This window comes from Rhodococcus sp. PSi06 (assembly GCF_054960675.1).
Window position 1 is genome coordinate 78,700 of sequence record NZ_JBHNYO010000002.1, and the last position, 21,426, is coordinate 100,125.

At 63.4% G+C, this 21,426-nt stretch carries 19 protein-coding genes; 4 read left to right on the forward strand and 15 right to left on the reverse strand.

The annotated features are described in order from the left end of the window. Positions 1 to 195 (reverse strand): hypothetical protein, encoded by a 195-nt coding sequence (locus ACFI9K_RS02780; RefSeq protein WP_462662134.1) that lies wholly within the window; start codon positions 193 to 195, stop codon positions 1 to 3. Between the two features lie 26 nt (positions 196 to 221). Further along, positions 222 to 3,992 (reverse strand): nSTAND1 domain-containing NTPase, encoded by a 3,771-nt coding sequence (locus tag ACFI9K_RS02785; RefSeq protein ID WP_462662135.1) that lies wholly within the window; start codon positions 3,990 to 3,992, stop codon positions 222 to 224. Positions 3,993 to 4,210: 218 nt separating this feature from the next. On the opposite strand from ACFI9K_RS02785, the gene ACFI9K_RS02790 reads away from it, so the two are divergent. Further along, on the forward strand, positions 4,211 to 4,537 hold the full coding sequence (locus tag ACFI9K_RS02790) for a LuxR C-terminal-related transcriptional regulator (RefSeq protein WP_462662136.1): 327 nt from the start codon (positions 4,211 to 4,213) through the stop codon (positions 4,535 to 4,537). Positions 4,538 to 4,576: 39 nt separating this feature from the next. Here the strand turns inward: ACFI9K_RS02790 and mftD (ACFI9K_RS02795) are convergent, their stop codons facing one another. The 5 genes from mftD (ACFI9K_RS02795) to mftA all read right to left on the reverse strand — a co-directional run bounded on the left by mftD (ACFI9K_RS02795) (position 4,577) and on the right by mftA (position 8,724). After that, on the reverse strand, positions 4,577 to 5,800 hold the full coding sequence (mftD, locus tag ACFI9K_RS02795) for a pre-mycofactocin synthase MftD (RefSeq protein WP_462662137.1): 1,224 nt from the start codon (positions 5,798 to 5,800) through the stop codon (positions 4,577 to 4,579). Beyond that, complete coding sequence (gene mftD, locus ACFI9K_RS02800; protein WP_462662138.1) at positions 5,797 to 6,975, reverse strand: pre-mycofactocin synthase MftD; 1,179 nt, start codon at positions 6,973 to 6,975, stop codon at positions 5,797 to 5,799. The genes mftD (ACFI9K_RS02795) and mftD (ACFI9K_RS02800) overlap by 4 nt, the downstream gene beginning before the upstream one ends. Continuing rightward, entirely contained in the window at positions 6,975 to 8,225 is a 1,251-nt protein-coding gene (gene mftC, locus ACFI9K_RS02805) for a mycofactocin radical SAM maturase (protein ID WP_462662139.1), read from the reverse strand. Before mftC ends, mftD (ACFI9K_RS02800) begins: the two co-directional genes overlap by 1 nt. 92 nt (positions 8,226 to 8,317) lie before the next feature. Next, positions 8,318 to 8,608: a mycofactocin biosynthesis chaperone MftB gene (mftB, locus tag ACFI9K_RS02810; RefSeq protein WP_462662140.1), complete on the reverse strand. Its 291-nt coding sequence runs from the start codon at positions 8,606 to 8,608 to the stop codon at positions 8,318 to 8,320. A 2-nt stretch (positions 8,609 to 8,610) separates the two neighbouring features. Continuing rightward, complete coding sequence (mftA, locus tag ACFI9K_RS02815) at positions 8,611 to 8,724, reverse strand: mycofactocin precursor MftA (protein ID WP_462662141.1); 114 nt, start codon at positions 8,722 to 8,724, stop codon at positions 8,611 to 8,613. Positions 8,725 to 8,827: 103 nt separating this feature from the next. Between mftA and mftR the strand changes: the two genes are divergently transcribed. Continuing rightward, complete coding sequence (gene mftR / locus ACFI9K_RS02820; protein WP_462662142.1) at positions 8,828 to 9,466, forward strand: mycofactocin system transcriptional regulator; 639 nt, start codon at positions 8,828 to 8,830, stop codon at positions 9,464 to 9,466. Next, the gene (mftM, locus tag ACFI9K_RS02825; protein ID WP_462662143.1) at positions 9,463 to 10,290 is read left to right on the forward strand and encodes a mycofactocin oligosaccharide methyltransferase MftM; all 828 of its coding nucleotides are present in this window, start codon (positions 9,463 to 9,465) and stop codon (positions 10,288 to 10,290) included. The genes mftR and mftM overlap by 4 nt, the downstream gene beginning before the upstream one ends. Before the next feature lie 37 nt (positions 10,291 to 10,327). On the opposite strand, the gene ACFI9K_RS02830 is transcribed toward mftM, so the two are convergent. The 6 genes from ACFI9K_RS02830 to moaA all read right to left on the reverse strand — a co-directional run bounded on the left by ACFI9K_RS02830 (position 10,328) and on the right by moaA (position 18,818). Beyond that, positions 10,328 to 12,580, reverse strand: a complete 2,253-nt coding sequence (locus ACFI9K_RS02830; RefSeq protein ID WP_462662144.1) for an HNH endonuclease — start codon at positions 12,578 to 12,580, stop codon at positions 10,328 to 10,330. A gap of 107 nt (positions 12,581 to 12,687) precedes the next feature. Further along, positions 12,688 to 13,728 carry a tryptophan--tRNA ligase gene (gene trpS / locus ACFI9K_RS02835; protein ID WP_462662145.1) on the reverse strand — a complete coding sequence of 347 codons (1,041 nt, stop codon included), beginning with the start codon at positions 13,726 to 13,728 and terminating at the stop codon, positions 12,688 to 12,690. A 233-nt stretch (positions 13,729 to 13,961) separates the two neighbouring features. Next, positions 13,962 to 15,227: an acyl-CoA dehydrogenase family protein gene (locus tag ACFI9K_RS02840; RefSeq protein WP_462662146.1), complete on the reverse strand. Its 1,266-nt coding sequence runs from the start codon at positions 15,225 to 15,227 to the stop codon at positions 13,962 to 13,964. Positions 15,228 to 15,379: 152 nt separating this feature from the next. After that, positions 15,380 to 16,390 (reverse strand): helix-turn-helix domain-containing protein, encoded by a 1,011-nt coding sequence (locus ACFI9K_RS02845; RefSeq protein WP_462662147.1) that lies wholly within the window; start codon positions 16,388 to 16,390, stop codon positions 15,380 to 15,382. A gap of 122 nt (positions 16,391 to 16,512) precedes the next feature. After that, the gene (locus tag ACFI9K_RS02850; protein WP_462662148.1) at positions 16,513 to 17,763 is read right to left on the reverse strand and encodes a molybdopterin molybdotransferase MoeA; all 1,251 of its coding nucleotides are present in this window, start codon (positions 17,761 to 17,763) and stop codon (positions 16,513 to 16,515) included. Then, on the reverse strand, positions 17,760 to 18,818 hold the full coding sequence (gene moaA, locus ACFI9K_RS02855) for a GTP 3',8-cyclase MoaA (protein ID WP_462662149.1): 1,059 nt from the start codon (positions 18,816 to 18,818) through the stop codon (positions 17,760 to 17,762). Before moaA ends, ACFI9K_RS02850 begins: the two co-directional genes overlap by 4 nt. Positions 18,819 to 19,035: 217 nt before the next feature. Between moaA and ACFI9K_RS02860 the strand changes: the two genes are divergently transcribed. Beyond that, positions 19,036 to 20,091 (forward strand): AraC-like ligand-binding domain-containing protein, encoded by a 1,056-nt coding sequence (locus tag ACFI9K_RS02860; RefSeq protein ID WP_462662150.1) that lies wholly within the window; start codon positions 19,036 to 19,038, stop codon positions 20,089 to 20,091. Between the two features lie 18 nt (positions 20,092 to 20,109). Here the strand turns inward: ACFI9K_RS02860 and ACFI9K_RS02865 are convergent, their stop codons facing one another. Together ACFI9K_RS02865 and fdxA are read right to left on the reverse strand one after the other, a co-directional pair. Then, positions 20,110 to 21,099 (reverse strand): NAD(P)/FAD-dependent oxidoreductase, encoded by a 990-nt coding sequence (locus tag ACFI9K_RS02865; RefSeq protein ID WP_462662151.1) that lies wholly within the window; start codon positions 21,097 to 21,099, stop codon positions 20,110 to 20,112. Then, entirely contained in the window at positions 21,096 to 21,410 is a 315-nt protein-coding gene (fdxA, locus tag ACFI9K_RS02870; RefSeq protein ID WP_462662152.1) for a ferredoxin, read from the reverse strand. Before fdxA ends, ACFI9K_RS02865 begins: the two co-directional genes overlap by 4 nt. Positions 21,411 to 21,426 lie beyond the last annotated feature (16 nt).

Sequence of the window (21,426 nt, forward strand, 5' to 3'; positions counted from 1 at the left end):
TCACCGAGACCGACCGAGCGTGGTCACGGTGTATCCGGTTGCTGCGCCGACAACCAGAACTCCCACGAGCAGAAGCACAACCTGGAGGGTCGTGGACATCGAGTGGTCGAACAACGCGATGTAGATCACGACGCAGGACGCCACGAGCCCGATGAGAGCAGAGGCAGCAGCGCTTCTCGGAAACTTGCCGGTCATTACCTCAGTACACCATTTCCGGTCGGTCAGTTGCTGCACAACTTTCGGTAGGAAACGCCGGGCAGATATTGAGCCCACTCGGCCTCGGTGATCACCGATCCCCCGGATTCGCACAGTCGGGTGCGGACGTCGTCCGGCTCGGTGCGCCAGATCCGGACATTGCGTGCCGAACCACCGCCGAACACCACGCGCCCGTCCTCGCCGAACACCGCATCGTTGACGCGCTCGCCGTACGCGGTGAGGGCGGCGTACTGCTCCGGTGCGGTGCGGTCCTCTACATTCCACAGCCAGAGGGTCGAACCCCCGTCTCCCGCCGCGAGCCCGGTACCGGACCGGTCGAACGAGAGCGAGTAGATCGGGCTGGACGGCCCGACGATGCGAGCCAGGTGCTGCGGAGCATCGGGATTTTTCATGTCCCACAGTCGAATCGAGCGATCTGCGCTGCCTGCAGCGAGAGTGCGCCCATCCGGTGAGATGGCTACTGCCTGGACATCACTTCCGAACCCGGCGAGGGTGGTCGTCCGGCGCGGATCGGTGGGGTCGCCGATATCCCACAATTCGACCACACCTCCGACAGTCGCTATGGCGAGTACCGAACCGTCGGGAGACACGACCATACCCGCGGGGTAGTTTCCCGCCGCCAGGGTCGACAACACACGCGGAGCGGCCGGGTCCGCGAGCGACCACAAAGACACGTCGTTCGAGTTCTGCCCGGAGACGACGAGTGTCGTTCCCGAACGATCGAATGCCAACACCGCGGTCAAGGTACTTGCTGCGTTCGGTACGACACCGAGGGCCACTGGGTTGTCGAGATCGGTTGTGTCCCAAAGGTGGAATCCCCCGGTCGTCGTCCCCACCGCAGCACGGGTGCCGTCGGCGGTGAGCGCCACGGCACCGGTCCGGAGAACCCCGTCGCCGAGATCCAACGGAGCCGACGCCACCGGATGCTCCACGTCCGAGACATCCCAGAGGGTCGTTGCAGAAGCACGCCTACCGCCACCGACGAGCAACCGCGTGCCCGATGCGTCGATGGGATTCTGATAGACGGTATCGCCGGCATCGGCCAGTGCCGGCCCGGGCAGCGGCCAAATCCGGGTGGTCCCGTCGGCACCCGTTGTCACGATCGTCGATCGATCCGGTGTGAAGGCGAGCGATGCCACCGACGTCGGTCCGGGAAGGGTCAGCAGTAGTGTGCCCGACGCGGCGTCCCATATCTTTGCGGAATTGTCCGAACTCGCCGCAGCGATCAGGGTCCCGTCCGCGCTGAACGCCACGTCGTTGACATAGCTGGTGAAACCCGTCAACGACGGCAGTGGGGTGAGCCGTCCACTGCCGTCGACAGACCACCTCGGCACGTCACGCCCGGTGGTACCTGCGATCAGCGTGGTGCTGTCGGGAGAGAACGCCAACTGTTGCTCGGTGTAGGTCGACCCGTCGGAGGGAACGTCGAGCAGCGGAATACTCGTGGGAGAAGCACTGAGCTGCTTGGCATCCCAGACCCTCATGGCGCGTCCAGCACCGGCCGTCACCAGAAATCTGCCGTCGGGACTGAATTCCGTCGCCGACGGCGAACCGGGTTGAACGACTGCGCCGACGGCGCGTGGCCGGACGGGGTCGACGACGTCGAGCAGCGGTGCGCTGTCCTTTTCGGTGCCGACGAGAAGCAATCGGCCGTCGGGCGAGAACGACAGGTTCCGCACACCGGTGACACCGGTCTCCGAGATCATCGTCGGTGCCGTCGGGTCCGAGACATCCCAGAGTTCCACCCCGAAGAACCCACCTACGGCAAGAACGCCGCCACGCGGATCGAATGTCACCACCCGCGAGTCAAGCGAGACGATCTCGCCCAGCCGCGCGTGACCGTCGGCAAGCGACCACAGTCGCACATGTTCGTCGGATCCTCCGGTTGCGACAATGCTTCCGTCAGGATCGACTGCGGTCGCGGCATCGCCCTCGACACCGAGCAACCGCACCGGTGTGTGGATCGCCGATGAATCGAGCAACGCCGATCGCGCCTCCGACGTTCGGTCCACTTCGTAGGAAGCCACAGCGAAGTACGCCGCCAGACCGGGGTCGTGCGTTCGCAATTGTTGTGCCAGGCCTGCAATCTGACGTGAGACCGCCGTTGCTTCCGCTTGTTCGGCATCGACCCGTCTGTTGTTCGCGTCCGATCGGGCGGCGAATGCAGTCACTGCCAGTGTTACGGCCAGCACCGTCAGAACTGCAAGGGCTCCGACGAGCGTTTCGAGAATGCGACGCCGACGGCGCTCGTGTCGATTCTGCTGTTCCACCCGGTCGATGCTCGAGTCGAGGTAGAGCTTCTCGATGGAATTGAGATCACGTCGGCGTACCGAACCGACAGATTCCTGCACGAGTGCCAGCCTCGACGCAGACAGCAGTGAACCCTCGTCTCGGTCGTTGTTCTGCCACAGTTCTACCGCGTGTGTGAGCCGACGGTGTTCGACGAGCCACTGTCGATCGTCGTCGAGCCATTCACCCAGCCGCGGCCACGCCGTCAGCAACGCCTCGTGCGTCACCTGGACCGTCTCTTCCTCGACGGTCAACAATCTACGGGCGGCGAACAGCTCGACCACGGTATCGACGTCGGTGACCGCGTCCACGTTCTCGTCGCCGTAGAACAACCCGACACGATCGACGCGACGACGAGTCACCACGTCGTCGTCGAGATTGACCAGACGCATGAAGATGCGCCGCGCTTCGCGCTGTTGCTCGACGGTCAGGTCCGAGAACACCTCCTCGGCGCTCTGCCCCACGGCACCTCGGATGCCACCGGTTGCGAGGTAGTCCGCAACCGTCAAAGTCTTGCCTTTCGACACCTGCCACGTCGACAGCAGCGCATGCGAAAGTAACGGTAAAGCACCGGAGTCATGAGCGAACTGCGAACCGCGCGGGCTCAATTCCCCGACCAACACCTGCACCAGAGCATCGTCGACGGTGACGCCTGCCTTGGCGGCAGGCGAGACGATGACGTCCCGCAGCTGCGCTTCGGTCAGGCGCCCGACGACCACGGGGTTGTCCGACAGCCCGGCAAGCAGTGACTCCTCCGATACGGCGTGCTGATAGAAGTCCGCTCGCAGGCCGATTACGAGAACCGACCCCGAGTTCGGCAGCTCCGACGCCACGCGAAGGAAGCTCTCCCGCTCGGTCGCCGTCGACAGAGTCCACAACTCCTCGGCCTGATCCAGGACCAGAACGGATCCCGGCGCGAATGATCCCAGTCGCTCGGGGAACGCGCGGATCTGTCCGACGCCGGAATGGACCTCCGCTCCGGGAAACTTCGATGCCAATCCAGCGCGCAGGAGCGATGATTTACCCGAGCCGGAAGCGCCGACGACGAAGACGATGCCCCCGCCGGAGTCGAGGGCATCCCGGACGCGTGCGCCGAGTCGCTCGATCACATCGTCTCGCCCGAAGAACCACTCCGCGTCGGCGGCCTCGAACGTTTCCAGACCCTTGTACGGAGGGTCGCCCTTCACAGGATCGGCAGTGCGCCTGCCCGGGATGGACCGCACCCTCGACACTGCGTCCCACCACAACGCGCGCTCCGATTCCTCGTCGACTCCGCACGCGGAGAGGACAGCGGAGAACATCTCGGCGCTGGCTTTGGTCGGAACGTGGTGACCGGAGAACCAGCCGCTGATGGTCCCGTGCAGTCCCCCGGAACGCTCGACGATGTCACGGACCGTTGCGCCCGCTTCGATCCTGACCGAACGCAGTGCCGCCGCGAATTCGGTGCGGTCCGAAATCGCGGAAGGATCCGGGCGGTCAGTGGTCATGAGCGCACACTATAGAGCCGTCGAAGTAGGCACGGATGCGCGCAATCGAACCGCTGAGCAGCATAAACAGCAAGTTACGTCGTTTGAATGACGGCTATGACGGACGCGCGATCGTTCGTATTGACCCTGTATGGACTTGCGCGCACGGCTGGATCCGACGCGCGTCATCTTCGACGATGGGGGTCGTTCGGATCGGTCGAAGTCCAGGGGGGATATCCATGCTCGAACAGATGCTGACATCGGCGGCACATCACTCGTTCCTGACGCCGATACGGCAAGCGCCCGCTGCACTCTCGGCGCGGCACGATTCTCGTCTCCGCAAACCTGCGCTGAGCGCCCGCGAGATCGAGGTCATGCTTGCCTGGTTCGCGTCCGACTCCAAGACCGTCGCAGCGAGGTCCGTCTACATCTCGGTCGGCACGATCAATACCCACATCACTCGGATCCGGCAGAAATACTCGGCGGTCGGTCGCAGCGCGCCGACGAAGGCAGCCCTGTTCGCACGTGCACTGCAGGACGGTCATACCCAGCTGTCCGAGTGGTGATTGTCGGTGCGCGTCGAACACGCCGGGCGCAGCGATGAATCAGCTCCTCGGTTCTGTATCCCGGACTCTGATCGGCGTCGGGTATTCCGGATCGGGGAGCCGATGGGACCGGCCGAAGTCGGGTGGCACGACGACGTCGGAGGGTCCGAGGTCGTGTACCGAAGCATGACCCAGTCCGAGCACCGCGGAGTCCAGGCCGCCGCGCAGGATGTCGAGCACGTTTTCCACGCCTGCTCGACCGTTCGCCGCCAATCCCCACAGATACGCTCGCCCGATCAGCACCGCCCGCGCGCCGAGAGCGAGTGCCTTCGCCACATCACTACCGCGCCTGATTCCACCGTCGAGGGTGATCTCGACCTGATCGCCCACAGCGTCGGCGATCGCCGGTAACACCCGAATCGACGCCGGAGCACCGTCGAGATTGTTGCCCCCGTGATTGGACACCGAGATCGCGGTGACACCGGCATCTACGGCCCTCACCGCGTCGTCGACCCGCGAAATCCCTTTGAGCGTGAACGGACCGTCCCACTGCGCGCGTAGCCATGCGATGTCCTCCCACGTCGGCAACGGAGTCGACATCCAGTCGCGGTACGCGGCGAAGAACGTCGGCGCTGATTTCCCGGGCTCGGCGAGATTGGGTGCCGTCAGATCCGGAAACGTCCCCGACCGCGCCCACCGCGCGAGCCACCGCGGACGGGCCACTACTTCCGGTGCCAGCCGGAGCATCGCCCGCGCGTCGAGGCGTTCCGGTATCACCGGACTCCCCCAATCCCGGCCCTCGGAGAACGACCAGTCCATCGTCAGAATCAGCCCGGCCGCCCCGGCGTTCCGCGCGCGATGAAGCATGTGCAGCAGCAACTCCCGCGACCCCACCCAATGCAGCTGGAAAAACGTCCGCGGATTCGCCGCGATCACCTCCTCGATGGGTTTGCTCGCGAACAACGACAGCGCCATCGGAATCCCCCGCGCCGCGGCTGCTCTCGCTACCGCGACCTCACCGCCGGGGTGCACTGCCTGCACACCCGTCGGGGAGATCATCACCGGAAACGCCAGCGGCTGCCCCATCAGCGTCGTCGACAACTCCCGCGTGTCCGACAGCCCCGCCACGTGCGGGGCGAACCCGAGCTCAGCAAATGCTGCCGTGTTGTCGCCTGCTGTGATTCCCCGCTCCGAACCTGCGAGGAGTGCCGAATACACCGACGCCGGCAGTCGCTTCTTCGCGCGGCGTTGTGCCTCGGCAACAGTGTCGAACCAGTCGGTCACACACCCAGCCGACGGTCGAAGCCTGCCGGCATCACCACATCCGACGGCGACAGATCGTGGACCGAGGTGTGCCCGAGCCCGAGGACAGCGGAGTCGACTCCACCGCGCAGGATGTCGAGCACGTTCTCCACACCGGCCTGACCGTTCGCCGACAGACCCCACAGATATGCCCGCCCGACGAGCACCGCCCGCGCACCCAGCGCCAACGCCTTCACCACATCACTGCCCCGTCGGATTCCGCCGTCGAGGGTGATCTCGATCTGATCACCGACGGCCTCGGCAATCGCCGGTAGCGCCCGGATCGGTGCCGGAGTGCCGTCGAGATTGTTGCCACCATGATTGGACACCGAAATCGCAGTACACCCGGCGTCGACCGCGCGTTTGGCGTCGTCGACGCGCATCACTCCCTTGAGCATGAACGGCCCACCCCATTGCTCGCGCAGCCACGCCACGTCCTCCCACGTCGGCAACGGAGTCCCCATCCACTCGCCGTACGCTCCGAAGAACGTCGGAGCCGGCCCACCGGTCGCCGGGGTCAGGTTCGGGGTAGTCAGATCCGGGATTTTTCCTGTCTTGGCGAACTCCCACAACCACTTCGGACGAGTGATGCCCTCGGGAGCGAACTGCGCCATCGCCTTGAGGTTCATCTTCTCCGGGATCGACGGGCTACCCCAGTCGCGGCCGTTGGAGAACGACCAATCCAGGGTCATGATCAACCCGACCGCCCCGGCTGCGCGGGCCCGCTCCATCCGCTGCAGCAGTACCTCACGCGAACCCACCCAGTACATCTGGAAGAACGTCTGCGGATTCGCTGCCGCGACCTCCTCCACGGACTTGCTCGCGAACGACGACAACCCGATCGGAATACCCCGCGCCGCAGCAGCTCTCGCCACCGCAACCTCACCGTCCGGGTGCACCGCCTGCACACCCGTCGGGGAAATCATCACCGGAAACGACAGCGGCTGCCCCATCACCGTCGTCGACAGATCACGCTTGTCCGACAACCCCGCCACATGCGGGGCGAATCCGAGCTCGCCGAACGCCGACATGTTGTCCTCGACCGTGATTCCGCGTTCGGACCCAGCCACCAGCGCGGCGTACACGGACTTCGGTAGACGTTTCTTCGCACGCCGCTGCGCTTCGGCAACGGTCTCGAACCACACACTCTTCGCCATCAGTGTTCCTGTTCCATTCCTGCGAGCGGGTTCTCGTCGCAAATCTTGGTCGGCGGACGCATCATCAACGTCAACGGCACCGACTTACGAGGGGTCTTGCGCTGCCCGGTACGCGAATGATCGACACTGGACTTGGGGATCTCCCCCGCGGCCGCCAACGCCATCTCACCGTTACCGATCACGCACTCGGGATCCGGGCCGTCCATCGGCAAACCGGTGAAGAACTTCGCCGCCATGCACCCGCCGCGGCATGCGTCGAAATGGGCACACTTGGTGCACGCACCCGAAGTCTGCGGAGACCGCAACTCCTGGAACAGCTCCGAGGTCTGCCACACCGATTGAAACCCGCCCATACCGGGAGATGTCGCTGTCGCTGGACGCGCGTCGCGGACGATGTTGCCGGCAAGAAAGTTCTCGTGGATCGCGAACGGGCACGCATACACATCACCGATCGGGTCGATCAGACACACCACCCGCCCGGCACCACACAGATTCAGCCCGGGCAGCGCGTCCCCGAACGCCGAGAGGTGGAAGAACGAATCGCCGGTCAATACACCCTCACCGTTCGCGACGAGCCAGTTGTACAGCTCGCGCTGCTGCCCCGCCGTCGGATGCAGATCGTCCCACACATCCGCACCGCGACCCGACGGCCGCAACCGGGTGATACGCAGTGTCGCAGCATATTTGTCGGCCAATGCCTTGAAATCGTCGAGCTGACTCACATTGTGCCGAGTGACGACGACCGAGATCTTCGCGTCCCGGAAGCCCGCCTCCTTCAGGTTCTCCAGAGCGCGGCACGCCATGTCGAACGACCCCGGACCGCGGACCGCGTCGTTGACCTCCGCGGTCGCGCCGTCGATGGAGATCTGCACATCGACATAGTCCGACGCCGCCAACCGAGCAGCAACTTTTTTGTCGATCTTGACCCCGTTGGTGGAGAACTTCACCCCCACCTGATGCGCCGTCGCGTAATCGACCAGCTCCCAGAAATCACTGCGGACCGTCGGCTCACCGCCGCCGATGTTGACGTAGAACACCTGCATCTTCTGCAGCTCGTCGATGATCGACTTGCACTGCTCGGTGGAGAGCTCACGCGGATCACGGCGACCCGACGACGACAGACAGTGCACGCACGACAGATTGCAGGCGTAGGTCAACTCCCACGTCAGACAGATCGGGGCGTCGAGTCCGAGCTCGAACTGATCGACCAATCTGCCAACCGGAGCTGGTCTTTCGAGGGTTGAAGTCATGAAGGAACCTCATTCGTACAATCAGGGGAAAGATCCATCGAGGCTGCGACGGACCAGGGAACGCTCGATCCGAACCAGGACCGAACCGCGGCTCAGACGGCGACGATCATCTTCGAATCGGCGAGCGTCGCAAAAGCTTCGACGTAGGCAGCCGATGCCGATTCGGCGACGCCGGCGGCGGCGATTGCCGACCGCATACTCGGGTGGTCGGGAAACGACTCGATGATCGCCACGATCGTGCGGTTCTTCAGGAACGACAGCTTGCGGGTGCCGAAGTGATACAGCAACGCCCCGAACGACTCCGGGCGCAACGCAACTTGCGGATGCAATGACCAACGAGCGTCCAGATCGAGCGCGGGCGCGTCCCGCACTGCAGTGGTCATGATCAGTACACGCCGCACATGCCGTCGATCGACACTTCTTCGACCAACGACTCCTCGACCAGGTCGGACTCTACGACCGACGTACCGACCACGGCGCTCTCGTTGTTCTTCGACATCTGGTACCTCCAATGTTGTTCTGACCACGATCGGGTTCGACAGTGGCTTGGATCACCACCATAATGGCACTGGGTGCAGAAAGAAATGGAACGGCAGGGAAATATGTCCAAAATCGAGAAACCGTCCAGCCGGGTAGGTCGACGCCCCTCCACTACGCGCGGCGAACTGAGCGATCTCGGCATCGAACTGTTCGCCTCGAGGGGCTTCGACGAAACCAGCATCGACGACATAGCCCAGGCAGCCGGCATCGCCCGCCGAACGTTCTTCCGTTACTTCCCATCCAAGAACGCTGTTCCCTGGGGTGATTTCGACGCCCAACTCGACGCCCTGAGAACCCACCTTGCAGATCTGCCCGCCGACATCGGGCTATCCGACGGACTTCGCTCGGCGTTGTTGCAGTTCAACACCTTCCCCCCGGAAGAAACTGCTGTTCACCGGGAGAGAATGGCCTTGATCCTGGGAAACCCGGCGTTACAGAGTTACTCGATGGTGATGTACGACGGTTGGCGGAAGGTGATCGCCGAATACGTTGCAGCACGATGCGATTGCGAACCCGGTGACCATTTTCCGCGAACTGTCGGCTGGATGGTCCTGGGTGTGGCAATCTCGGCATACGAGCAGTGGCTGACCGACGACACCTTGCATCTCGCGGAACTTCTTGCCACCGGTATCAAGCCGCTCTATTCCGGCCTCGCCCCGATGTCGGATTCCACGACAAAGTCCGAAAGACCGATGACATGACCGAGTTGGATGCACTTGCTCCGAGCCCCGACGGCCTCTGGGCGCACGAGAATGTCGTGGTTCGGCATTTGAACGGACTCGACTTCGACGCCGTCCGAGTGGGATCGACCGTGCAGATCTGCCATGGTCTGACGTCGGCCGAGATCGGCGAACGCCTCGTTCCCATCGTGACCGAACAGGCGCGTCACGTCGGTCTGTCCCAACGCGAGTTCGAGTTGGTGTTGGTCGGACTCGTACGCACCACCGTCGCAGATCCGATCGACGCGTGGTCCACCTACTACCGCAATTCGCTGGACGAACTACTGCTCGGCACTGCTGATTTCGCGCCTGTCCACGAACGCGCCGAAACACTGATCGCCGGATCGGTGCTGGACATGGGTTCGTGCTTCGGCTTCTTTCCGCTGCGCCTGGCCATGAAGGGCCACACGGTAACTGCGACAGATTTATCCGCCGGCACCATGCGATTACTTGCAACCGTGGCTCCTCACCTCGCGATCACACTCGATACCGTGGTGTGTGACGCTGCCGCAGTTCCCGTTGCGGACAACAGCGTCGACACCGTGACGGCGCTGCATCTGCTCGAGCACGTCGATGCCGAGAATGGATCTCGAATCCTGGCCGAGGCACTCCGAATCGCGCGCTGCCGCGTCGTGGTCGCAGTTCCGTTCGAAACCGAGACCACTGTCTGCCACGGCCACGTGCGAACCTTCGACGAGACGGCGCTGGCCGAGCTCGGTCGCTCGACGGGAATGCACTTCGAGACCTCGACCTTCCACGGTGGATGGCTCGTGATCGACAAGACGACGGAACTACTACTCGTCTGAACGGGCTCGATCTTTCTGGCCTCGAATCCGAGGGTTCCTAGAACGGCGGTGCTGTGTCGTCTTTCTTGTCGCTCGGTTCCAGTTCCGGTTCCGGATTGTCGGGTGGGTCGGGGTAGGCGATGATGCCGGATCGTTTGGGTTTGGTGGGGATGTGCGGTCTGAAGTCGTTGTCGATGATGGGCACGGCTGTGCCGTTGGCGGGCAGTGTGATTCGGGTGGTCTTGGAGGTAGAGGTCCACAGGATCGCGCCGCCGGGGAGCATAACTGCTTTCCAGTAGCCGGCGGTTTTGACGGTGTGGTGGTATTCACAGAGGCATTGAAGATTGTTGACCGTGGTCCAGCCGCCGCCGCGGGGGTTGGCGTGGTCGAAGGCGATGACGTGGTCGAGTTGGCAGCGAGTCGCGGGTCGGTGACAGCCGGGGAAGCGGCAGTGGCGGTCGCGGAGTCGTACGGCGGCGGTGGTGAGGGCGTCGGGTCGGTAGATCAGGGCGCGGTCGGTCAGTGGGTCGCGTCGGACGGATTTCGCGAAGGTGGGGTCGGCGGCGATGGCGGCTTCCAGGGCTGCGGCAAGCGAGGCATTGCCGAGGTAGATGCCCGAGGGGGTCTTGCCTGGTGTGTGGATGGCCGGGTTGGTGCGCCGGATTCCCGAGGGCAGATCGAGGGCAGAGCTGTGCCGTGTACCCCTGCCGACAGGAGTGTGAGTACAGAACAGGGATGCAGCGGATCTCAGCGACTGCAGGCCGGGTTGGTCGTCGCTGGCGGCAGCTGCAGCTCCGCGTGTTCCTGGTGCCGGGCCTTCGGCTGATGTCGGACCCGATGTTGTCGCGCCGGATGTTGTCGAGCCGATTGTTTTTGTGGAAGAGCGTGATTCCGAGCAGTTCGATGCGATGTCCGGTGCCGGCGATGGCTGCTGCGCGGGTGATGGTGAAGTTGACGTGGGTTGCGACGCTGTAGCTGCCGCACGGCCGGTGGCTGACGTTGGCTCCGCTAGCGGGTCGGTCTCTGGTGCGCCTGCGCGTGTTGCGGCGTGCGGCCGGACGGGATCGGCGGTGTCCGGGTCAAGAGTCGTCGACACGTCGGTCACAGGTATGGGTGCGGACTCGTCGTTCTGCTCGGTCTCGTTCTTATCGGCGGCATAACCTTGTGCTGCCGGTGCTGCCGGTGCTGCCGGTGCTGCCGGTGCCGAGGCACTCCCTGGCGCAGGGGTGGGCGAACTGGCCGGATTCGGCGGGGTCGAGGTATCGGCATCAGCATCAGTAGCCGGGTCTGAGTCTGTGTCTGCATCCGCTCCCAGGTCTGTGTCTGCGCCTGTTCCCACACCAGGTTCCGTTGCAGCCCCTGCATTCTCGGCATCCGGGCGTCGTTCCCATTCCCCGGTGTCCGGGTTCTGCACCGCCAGCCCGAGCTTCTCTGCGAGGGTCACGGCTTCAGTGAGCAGGATCTGCCACTGACTGTTGCGCGCCAACTCCCGCGCCAGGTCAGGATCGATGGAACCGTGACCGGCCAGATACGCCGGGTTCGCCAGCAATCCGATCAGCGTCGCGATATCAACCGTGACCATCGTCAACGGCACCCGCCGATCCGGCAATGCTGCATCCTTCTTCGGGCAGTCCTCTCGTTGACACAGGCACGCCAGGCGGGGCTCGCCGTGCATCCGAGCCATGAACGCATCACACAAACGTTCCTGCTTACCGCGCGGATCTTTCGGGCACAGCGTGTCGGCCATCTCCTCCAGCAGCTGCCACGCCGCAGCAGCCTCGGGGGCGGTCAATTCCGCTCGAATGCGCGCCAATTCACCGGCCGGGCTGTAGGTGACGGTACGGAATCGTTTCGCGAACTCCCGCAATGCTGCTGCTTCCTCCGGTGCGACCCGCAGCAGGATGTCCCAGATCTCCTTCTCCAACGGACCCGGCGACGACCGTCGGGCCGCTTCGACGATCTCGGCTTCGACGGCTGTGACGATCTCGTCGGAGAGGTTGTCGAGAATTCGGCACGCGACCCGCACTCGCGGGAGGTCGATCTCCCCGGACTCGAATGCCTTCTTCACCAGGGGCAGGCGGGTGTGCAGAGCGACCCCGACCGAGACATACGCCTCGGCGACCGTCGCCGAACACCCCAACGCCACCGCCATCTCCGTGCGTCCATACCGGCTGTAGTGCTTGTGCTTGGAATCGAGAGTGATCCAGCTCCGATGGACGTCGTAGCAGGCGGCAATCTTGCGGGCCGCAAGCCGGTTCTCCTCCCTCGCAGCAGCAGTCAACGCATCCAACGACACAATCGGTATCGCCATCTCTTCACCCCCCAGTGAATCGAAAAAGGAACACACGTTCGAACTGAGAGAAGAGTATCTCGACCCACCGACAGGTTTCGAGATCACAGTTTGCGAGCGTGGGATGATCAGTACTCGGTACCCATTGCCGCGCGCACCTCGTTCAGCGTCTGCTCCGCGATCTCGTTTGCTCGCTCGTTTCCCTTACGCACCACCGACCGTACGTACTCGGGGTCGGCAGCAATCTCGGCCCGCCGATGGCGATGCGCCGCGAGCAACGAGTTGACGGACTCGGCCACATAGCTTTTCAAGGATCCCGCTCCTCCCCCACCTATGTCGGCGGCGATCTCCACGGGGTCCCGCCCCGTACACAGGCCCGCAATGGTGAGCAGTGCCGAGACTCCCGGCCGTGCAGCCGGATCGTAGGAGATGTATCGATCCGAATCGGTAGGAGTTCGTCGCACCACAGCTACCGTCTCGTCCGGTGTCATCGACAACGTGATCGCATTACCGAAACTCTTCGACATCTTGCGGCCGTCGAGTCCCGGCACCGCGGGAGTCGATGTCAGCAGCGCCTGCGGTTCCTCGAATACAGCCCCGTAGCGGTCACGGAACCTCCGCGCGACGACTCTCGCCATCTCGATATGTGGAAGTTGATCTTTGCCGACGGGCACCACGTTGGCCTTACAGAACAAAATGTCCGCCGCTTGATGTACCGGGTATGTCAGCAGCAGCCCGCTCAGAGGGCGGCCGCTGGCGGCGAGCTCGGACTTGACTGTGGGATTTCGGTGAAGCTCCGGCTCGGTGACCAGGCTGAGAAACGGCAGTATCAATTGGTTGAGCGCCGGAACCGCAGAGTGCGTGAAGATCGTCGATTTGTTCGGATCGATTCCTGCAGCCACATTGTCCAATGCGGCCTCGTAGACGTGATGACGCACGTGCCCGATTGCCTCGCGATCCGTGATCACCTGGTAGTCGGCCAACACGACCAGAGTGTCGACCCCCAAATCCTGCAGGCGAACTCGTTCTTGGATCGTCCCTAGCAGATGACCGAGATGCAATGGCCCCGTTGGTCTTTCGCCGGTCAACGTTGTGAAACTGCCGGGGTCGGCCGCAATGGCCGCACCCAACGCGTCGCTGCGCACGATGGTGGACGAATAGGACTTCATCGATTTCCTCCTGAACGATCGAAGGGCCGTACCGGCCGCGCTTCGATCCGAATTCAGGACATGCGCGGGCTGAGTACAGCCCGCGGGACATGATCGACTGGGCTGCTAGTGCAGCCACCACCAAGCCTGTCGTGTGTCGATCACACCGCCAGGTTACCAATATGCGGATCGGCGTGAGCGACCGATCGTGGTGTCAGGATCGGTGGGGTCCTGACACCACGCCCTCCGACGGCCTACGTGAACTCGGGAACCGACAATCGGTTCTCGGCTGCGGCGAGAGGGTCGAACCCATCGGATGCGAGCAGCTTGTGAACGTTCCTTCGCCGAACCCCCATGTTGCCTCCGTCGTACACCGGGAAGCACAGAACGTCTTCCATGATGGCGGCAATCGGGGTCAGGTTCGTATACGCATCGACGCCGACGAGACGCATCGCGTCGTACACCACCTGCACAGCGGTCTCGGACGCGAAAATTTTCGCTTCGTTGGCCAATTCTCTGTCACGCCCGCCGGTACGGTCGAAGTGGTCGGCGGCCTTCCATGCAAAGTAGCGAACCGCCTCGATCCGAGTCTTGATGTCCACCAACATGTATCCGGCGTTCTGATACTCGATGACGGGTACCGGGCCGGATCGGTGATCGGTCTTGGCGAACTGCAGAGAGAAGTCGAACGCAGCCCGAATCCTGCCCACGCAGGCGGCAGCGATGGACGAGCAGGTCCACGAGAACGCGGTCGCGACGATGTCCAACCCATCGCCCGGCTTGCCGATCAGATTGCCCACGGGAACGCGTACGTCGCGGAATTCCACCCGAGGCGAATTGGTGGCGCGATGACCTATCGTGTCGATCATGTCGGTGATCTCGACGCCGGGCGTTCCTCGTTCCACGACGATGACAGCGAGCGACTGTGACGGTGGCAGTGCAGGATCGGTACGGCAGACCACACTGATCAGGTCAGCGCCCTGACCGTCCCAGCCCGATGCGTTGGTGGTGTAGTGCTTGGCACCGTTGATCACCCACTCGTCTCCCTCGAGGCGTGCGAAGGTCCGGACACCGACTGTCGGGTCCTCCGAGTCGTAGTTGGCCCCTCCGGTCACCTCGGCGTAAGCGATTGCGGCCAAACGCGGTTCGCCATCGCAGAACATCGGCAGCCAGCGCCGCTTCTGAGTGTCGGTGCCGAAGTTGATGATGGGACTCAGACCCAAACCGGTAGCAAGCAAGGCACTCGGCACGTTGACATCCACCCGAGCGAGTTCCTCGGCGGCGAGCGCGAACGTCAGATTGTCGAAGTACGCACCGCCGAACTCGTCGGGTACGAGACCCTTGACGAATCCGAGCCCAGCCAATTGCTTGTAGATCGGCTCCAGCGCATAGAAGCGATCTTCGGGACGCTGCAACGACGCGGTCGCGGACGCTACGCCGGACAGAATCTCATCTGCCACCTGCCGTGCCTGCATGCGAACGGCCAGCTGCTCCGGGCTCAGCTCGAAACTCAATGTCATGGGGACTCCTCGGTGTCTGTCGACGTCGAAAGTTGTAGTGCAGGAATGGGCGACGCTGCCTCTTCCTTCATCTTTCGCGTCCCCGACGGCCCGGGTCTTGTACCGAACTGCGCATCGATCGGTACAGTTCTGCGACCTGGCGCGCCGTGTCGTCACAGCGCACGCAGCTCCCCCGCTTTCACCGACTCCCTGTACTCGACTGGGCTGCAACCGAACCGCACACGAAATGTCTTCGCCAGGTGCGCCGAGTCCGAAAAGCCCCACGAGGCCGCGATCGTCCCGATCGTCCGGCTCCGTCCGACATCGGCCAGCTCACGCCGACACGCTTCCAATCGATGGTCGCGGACGACGGTCCCGAATGTGGTTCCGGCACGCTCGAACAGCGCATGCAGGGTTCGTACCGAAACGCCGACGTGCTCGGCCGCCTCGCCGGCCAGTACGCGTCCTACCGGCAGCCGGTCTTCGATGAAGCGAGTGGCCGCAACCCGGAGCGTGTCGTCGGTTCGCTGCACAACCCCGATTCTCCGCTCGGCCGCACCGCCGAGCACCGCCCGAACCAGGTCGACGTGTGCCGCACCGATCATGTGCCGCTCCATTGCTTGCAGTGGGGAGTCCGTACCCCAGGTCTGCACCATGAGCGAGCTGAGCAATCGCGCAGAACCCACGGTACCGCCGAAGGTCTGCGCCGTCGTCGCAGCGTCGGCAGACACGACATCGGCCAGGAGCGCACGCGGTAAACGGAACGACAGCACTCGCCACAACTGCTGGGCTCGCGCGTCCTCCGCGAACTCGAGTCGATAGGGTCGGGTGGAATCGACCACGGTGAACTCGCCTCTGGACACGATGCATCGTCGTCCGTCCTGAGTTGCGACACAGTGTCCGTTCAGCTGCAGATTGACGAACACCATCTCCTCCGCCGAGCGGGCCACTTCGCGCTTTCCGTGGTCGATTCTCTGGGTGCACGAGGAGATTTCGGCGAGGTTTCCGCCCCCGACGGGGGCCGAACGCACCCACCCCGGTAGTCCCGAATGCGTAGAGCTGCGCTCGAGATGATCCCGTGTCCGCCAGGGTGCGAGCGGAGTGAAGGCCTGACACAGCACATCTGCCCAAAAACTCATTTGATCGGCAGGGGTCAGCCCCCGTGTGGTCCACGAAGAAGTCATGTTGCTTTCCGCACTAGTATTCGAGTGCACTCACGATAGGCCAATTGTGTAAGTGGTTCGATGCGTTCGCGTTACGGAGTTCCTGCGTAGACCTCACACCGAGAGTGACGACCTCGAGAGCCTCATAAGCACCTGCCCGGTCTCGATGCCGCGCGCGAATCGAAGGTCCATGCCGGGTACGGCCCCGTCGTGTTCGGGAAGGAATCACACGGGGGAACGACGACCAACCCGTTCGCGGTTGCCAATGCTCCCGTCGAATGTGATTGCAGGACTTCTGCGTCCGGGCCGTCGATGAATGCCAACAGCATCCGAGGTGTAGTGGACGGCGAGGTCACATCGTCCCGGACTCGTACGGTCCTCACCGTCCGATCCGCTGCTGGATCCTGCAGCGCGGCCGCCACCACCGGCCGAACGAACAGTTCGTACGAGATCAGCGCACTCACCGGATTTCCGGGAAGGCACACGATCGGTGTCCCGTGAAAAACCCCGCAGCCCTGCGGCTTTCCTGGCCTGACCACCACCGAGACGAAGTCGACGTCCTGATCCGCCAGCGCAAGCCGGACCACCTCCTCGGTACCTGCGCTGATTCCTCCGGTCGTCACGATGACGTCGGCTACCTCAGCGCAGCGGGCGAGGGCCGCCCTGCATGCCTCCACGTCGTCGGACACCACCGATTCGAGGTGAACGTCTGCGCCACATCGCAGAAGATCGGCTGTGATCATCGGAGAATTGGCGTCGAAACACTCGCCGAACGCCGGCGTGCTCTGGGCACTGCGGATTTCCGATCCGGTGGACAACACTGCGACGGTCAGCGTCGAGCGGATCTTCACGTGGGTACGTCCGAGTGCGGCGAGAAGTCCGATCTGAGGGGGCGTGAGCACCGTATCGGCCTCGATGGCCACGTCACCGGCGTCGAAATCCGATCCACGACGACGAATGTTGCTCTTCGTACTGCTCGAACCGATGGTCACGGTATCGGAACCGAACGACGTCACGAATCCGCTGGTCCGTTCGACCGGAACCACCAGGTCGGCCCCACGTGGCAGTACGGCACCGGTCATGATCTGTACGCATTCCCCTGGCGACAGGCTCAGCTCCGTACTCACCCGCCCGGCGACGCTACGAGCAGACACGGTCAGTATCGCCGGCAGTCCCCGGGACTCGGTCACATCGGTGCGGCGCACAGCGAATCCGTCAACCGCGGAATTGTCGTACGGCGGCAGTGCACGTTCGGCAACGACATCGTCGGCGAGGACGCCGCCGATCGCAGCTGCGATGGGCACCGACCGCACTCGGTTTGTCACTCCCAGCTGGGCTATCGCACAACGATGTTCGTCGACCGAACGTGTACCGGAGGTTCTGGTCGACCTCATCCGCCGATGTAGGACATTTCGATTCGCTCGCCGGCCGGGGCGTCCCCCGATCCCGCTCGCAGTTCCGAATACCGATCGTCACGGTTGTTCCAGAGCGCCGACAACCGCGCCACGAGATCGCCCTGCGATGCCCCCGAACGCAGCAAGGCGCGCAGATCGGTTCCCGCAGAAGCGAACAGGCAGGTGTACACCTGGCCGTCCGCCGACAGCCTGGCCCGAGTACAGCTGCTGCAGAAGGGTTTCGACACGGAGCCGATCACTCCGATTTCTCCGCTACCGTCCCGATACCGATATCGCGTCGCGACCTCGCCTGCATAATCGGACTCGACTCGCTCGAGCGGATGAACTGCTCCGATGACGTCGACGATCGATTCGACGCCCACGACCTGACCCATCTCCCACTGGTTCGTTTCCCCCACATCCATGTACTCGATGAAGCGCACGACGATGCCGGACCCTCGGAATCGTTCGGCAAGGTCGAGAATCGAATCGCCGTTCACACCCCGCCGCACCACCACATTCACTTTGACCGGCGACATGCCCACTCGAAGTGCCGCGTCGATACCATCGAGCACGGTCCCGACGGGCACGCGCGTGTCACTCATCCGCGCAAACGTCGCCGGGTCGATCGAATCCAAGCTGACGGTGATGCGCTTCAGACCGGCCGCGCACAACGATTCGGCGTGCTTGGCGAGAAGCGACCCGTTGGTGGTCATCGCGAGATCGACGCCGTCGATGGCACTCAGTCGTTCGACCAACGTGGCGATACCGGCCCTCAGCAACGGTTCACCGCCCGTCAGGCGGATCTTGCGGATCCCGATGGTGGCTGCGGCCCGCGCAACTGCGTCGATCTCGTCGAAAGACAACAGCCTTCCGGTGTCGAGGAATTGGTGATCGGGTCCGAATCGGTCCCTCGGCATGCAGTAGACACAGCGAAAGTTGCACCGATCGGTGACCGAGATTCGAAGGTCTCGAAGCGCTCGTCCCCGGAGGTCCTTCGTCACCGGATCGAAGTCGGTCGGGTGCGCGCGCAGTGCTCGAGCGGTTTCTCCCACGGAATATCCCTTTCGCTCGTTCGAATCCCAGCTTCACCGACGGCAGCGCCCCACACTTGACCGCGCGCGCCCGGTATTTGACCTGCAGTGACCAGCGCACGGCACCGACTGACGACTTTCCGGCAAAGTTACGAACAGTGAATGCACCGGAAACATTGAGGGCTAATCTCGAAGAAAGCTCCTGCATAGCCGTGAGCGCCTACGACAAGGGGTCCCCATGCTGTCTCGATCCGGATTCTCCGTTCCGACTCGAACGACCAGCCGCGGCGACTGGTCCGATATGTTGAACGAGCATTTCGTCGCTCTGGACGTGGCGGACGTGGCGGACAGCCGATTCACCGGGGCCGTTCGGTCGATGTCCCTCGCTCACCTTCAGGTGTCCACTGTTCGCTCGACGACTCAACGCATCGCGCGGACCGACTCGCTCATCGGCAAGGACCGGATCGAATACGTCCAGATCGGGATGATCCGGAGAGGTCGGGCGATCGTGGTGCAGGACGGTCGCGAGTGCGTGCTCACGCGCGGCGACTTCGCCATCTACGACACCTCCCGTCCCTTCGACTGGATCATCGACGGTCATCCCGACGACGATCAGTGGGAACTCGAGGTCTTCACCTGGCCCCGGAACATGCTGCGACTCGACGAGCGCGAATCCAGTGACCTCACTGCCATGGCGTTCGACGGTTCGGCCGGTTTCAGCGGCCTCCTCAGTCGATTTCTGCACGACCTCGGCTCGACCCGATCGACGCTGGGAACCGCTGGCGCACAGGCCATCGCGGACGAGGTCGGAGATCTGGTCAGCGTCATCGCTCGGAACACCACTGCGAGCCCTGCGCTGGACTCTCCCAGCAACGCCCTGGTTCGTACGGCGCAGCGCTACATCGACGACCACCTCGCCGATCCCGACCTGTCACCAAGCTCGGTCGCGTCGGCCATGCTCGTCTCGACCCGCCAACTGCACCGTCTTTTCGCGGCCAGTGGCACTACGGTGGCGCGCAGCATTCGCGTCAAACGGCTCGAACGCTGCCGGCGCGAGATCATCGCCAGCGTCGCGGTGGATCGCTCCCTCGGACAGATCAGTCGGCGGTGGGGCTTCGCGGACTCCGCTGTGTTCAGTCGCGCCTTTCGCGAGCAGTACGGAATGAGCCCGCGTCAGTACCGCGCGGCGGCCTGCGCACACTCCGACGACCCCCGAGCATTCACTCGCCCGATGCGGTCCAGCGACCGTGAGCAGACCGAGGTCGGCACTGCTCACGGTCGTCGGTCGAACTGAACTCGCGGGCGACTCGGGTCAGTGAATCAAGTCGCTCGAGTGGCCGGGCACGATTGCTGCCGAGCCGTCCACCAGTGGCGCGATGTGATTGACCGCAGTGGCCGCCTCGGCGAATCCGACCGAGATCAACTTCACCTTGTCCTCGTGTCCGGCGACGTCACCGACAGCGAACACTCGTTTCCGGTTGGTACGCATCGTGCGACCGACGGCGATATCGCGCTGATACTTGTCCAATCCCCAGTGTGCGATCGGACCGAGCGCGGCCTTGAACCCCAGCGCCGCGACGACACTCGATACCTCGAGCCGTCGACGATCGACTCCGGTGCCGTCGACGATCGTGACCGATTCGACTGCGTCCGCGCCCAGGATTCCCTCCACCTCGAACGGCGTGAGAACTTCGACACTCGACCGTTCCAACAATCCCAGACTGTGAGCATGAGCTCGAAAGTCGTTGCGTCGGTGGACCAATACGACGGACTTTGCGATCGGTTCCAGACTCAATGCCCAGTCGACGGCCGAGTCTCCGCCGCCGACGATCAGCACTCGTTCACCGGCCAGGTCATCGAGTTTCGGCACGAAATACCGTAGTCCCCGGTCGTGGAACTCGGCTCCGGTCGGCAGCGGCCTCGGTGTGAACTTACCGATGCCCGCGGCCACCAGAACGGCCTTTCCGACGACGGTGGCGCCCTTGTCCGTCGTGACCCGCACGAAGTTCTCGGATTCCTCGAGTTCGGTCGCGACGTGACTCATCAGGTAAGTCGGCTTCGCCTGATCCGCCTGTTCGACCAAAGCATCGACGAGATGTTGGGCCTTGATCACCGGAAAGCCGGCAACATCGAATATCTTCTTCTCCGGATACAACGCGGCCAGCTGACCGCCTGGATAGGGCAGTGCGTCGATCACGGTGACCGTCATACCCCGGAAACCCGCGTAGTACGCGCCGTACAACCCTGCCGGCCCGGCACCGACGATGATCAGGTCACACTCAGAAACCGTTGTAGCACTCACTTCTTCGCCACTTCGTCGATCGAGGGATGGTCGTGCCCGATCGGTCCGAGATCCTCGGCACCACCCGATGCGTCGGCGTCCTCGCAGAATTCGACGGCGATGTCGACGAACTGCTTCTGCTCGTCGGGAATCTTGTGTTCCCAGAAGATGGCGTCGTTCGGGCAGGCGGGCATGCATTTACCGCAATCGACGCACTCGTCGGGATTGATGTACATCATGCGAGCGCCCTCGTAGATGCAATCGACGGGACATTCTTCGGTGCACGCCTTGTCCAACAGATCGATGCACGCTTCGGTCACCACGTAAGCCATGTCGAAATCCTTGTCT

Bases quoted from the DNA above. Each gene is read 5' to 3' on its own strand.
- mftB (WP_462662140.1), bottom strand. From the start codon at position 8,608: ATGACCACTGCAGTGCGGGACGCGCCCGCGCTCGATCTGGACGCTCGT.
- trpS (WP_462662145.1), bottom strand. From the start codon at position 13,728: ATGAAGTCCTATTCGTCCACCATCGTGCGCAGCGACGCGTTGGGTGCG.
- ACFI9K_RS02830 (WP_462662144.1), bottom strand. From the start codon at position 12,580: ATGGCGATACCGATTGTGTCGTTGGATGCGTTGACTGCTGCTGCGAGG.
- mftC (WP_462662139.1), bottom strand. From the start codon at position 8,225: ATGACTTCAACCCTCGAAAGACCAGCTCCGGTTGGCAGATTGGTCGAT.
- ACFI9K_RS02850 (WP_462662148.1), bottom strand. From the start codon at position 17,763: ATGAGGTCGACCAGAACCTCCGGTACACGTTCGGTCGACGAACATCGT.
- ACFI9K_RS02845 (WP_462662147.1), bottom strand. From the start codon at position 16,390: ATGACTTCTTCGTGGACCACACGGGGGCTGACCCCTGCCGATCAAATG.
- mftA (WP_462662141.1), bottom strand. From the start codon at position 8,724: ATGTCGAAGAACAACGAGAGCGCCGTGGTCGGTACGTCGGTCGTAGAG.
- fdxA (WP_462662152.1), bottom strand. From the start codon at position 21,410: ATGGCTTACGTGGTGACCGAAGCGTGCATCGATCTGTTGGACAAGGCG.
- ACFI9K_RS02840 (WP_462662146.1), bottom strand. From the start codon at position 15,227: ATGACATTGAGTTTCGAGCTGAGCCCGGAGCAGCTGGCCGTTCGCATG.
- mftM (WP_462662143.1), top strand. From the start codon at position 9,463: ATGACCGAGTTGGATGCACTTGCTCCGAGCCCCGACGGCCTCTGGGCG.
- ACFI9K_RS02790 (WP_462662136.1), top strand. From the start codon at position 4,211: ATGCTCGAACAGATGCTGACATCGGCGGCACATCACTCGTTCCTGACG.
- mftR (WP_462662142.1), top strand. From the start codon at position 8,828: ATGTCCAAAATCGAGAAACCGTCCAGCCGGGTAGGTCGACGCCCCTCC.
- ACFI9K_RS02860 (WP_462662150.1), top strand. From the start codon at position 19,036: ATGCTGTCTCGATCCGGATTCTCCGTTCCGACTCGAACGACCAGCCGC.
- ACFI9K_RS02785 (WP_462662135.1), bottom strand. From the start codon at position 3,992: ATGACCACTGACCGCCCGGATCCTTCCGCGATTTCGGACCGCACCGAA.
- ACFI9K_RS02780 (WP_462662134.1), bottom strand. From the start codon at position 195: ATGACCGGCAAGTTTCCGAGAAGCGCTGCTGCCTCTGCTCTCATCGGG.
- mftD (WP_462662138.1), bottom strand. From the start codon at position 6,975: ATGGCGAAGAGTGTGTGGTTCGAGACCGTTGCCGAAGCGCAGCGGCGT.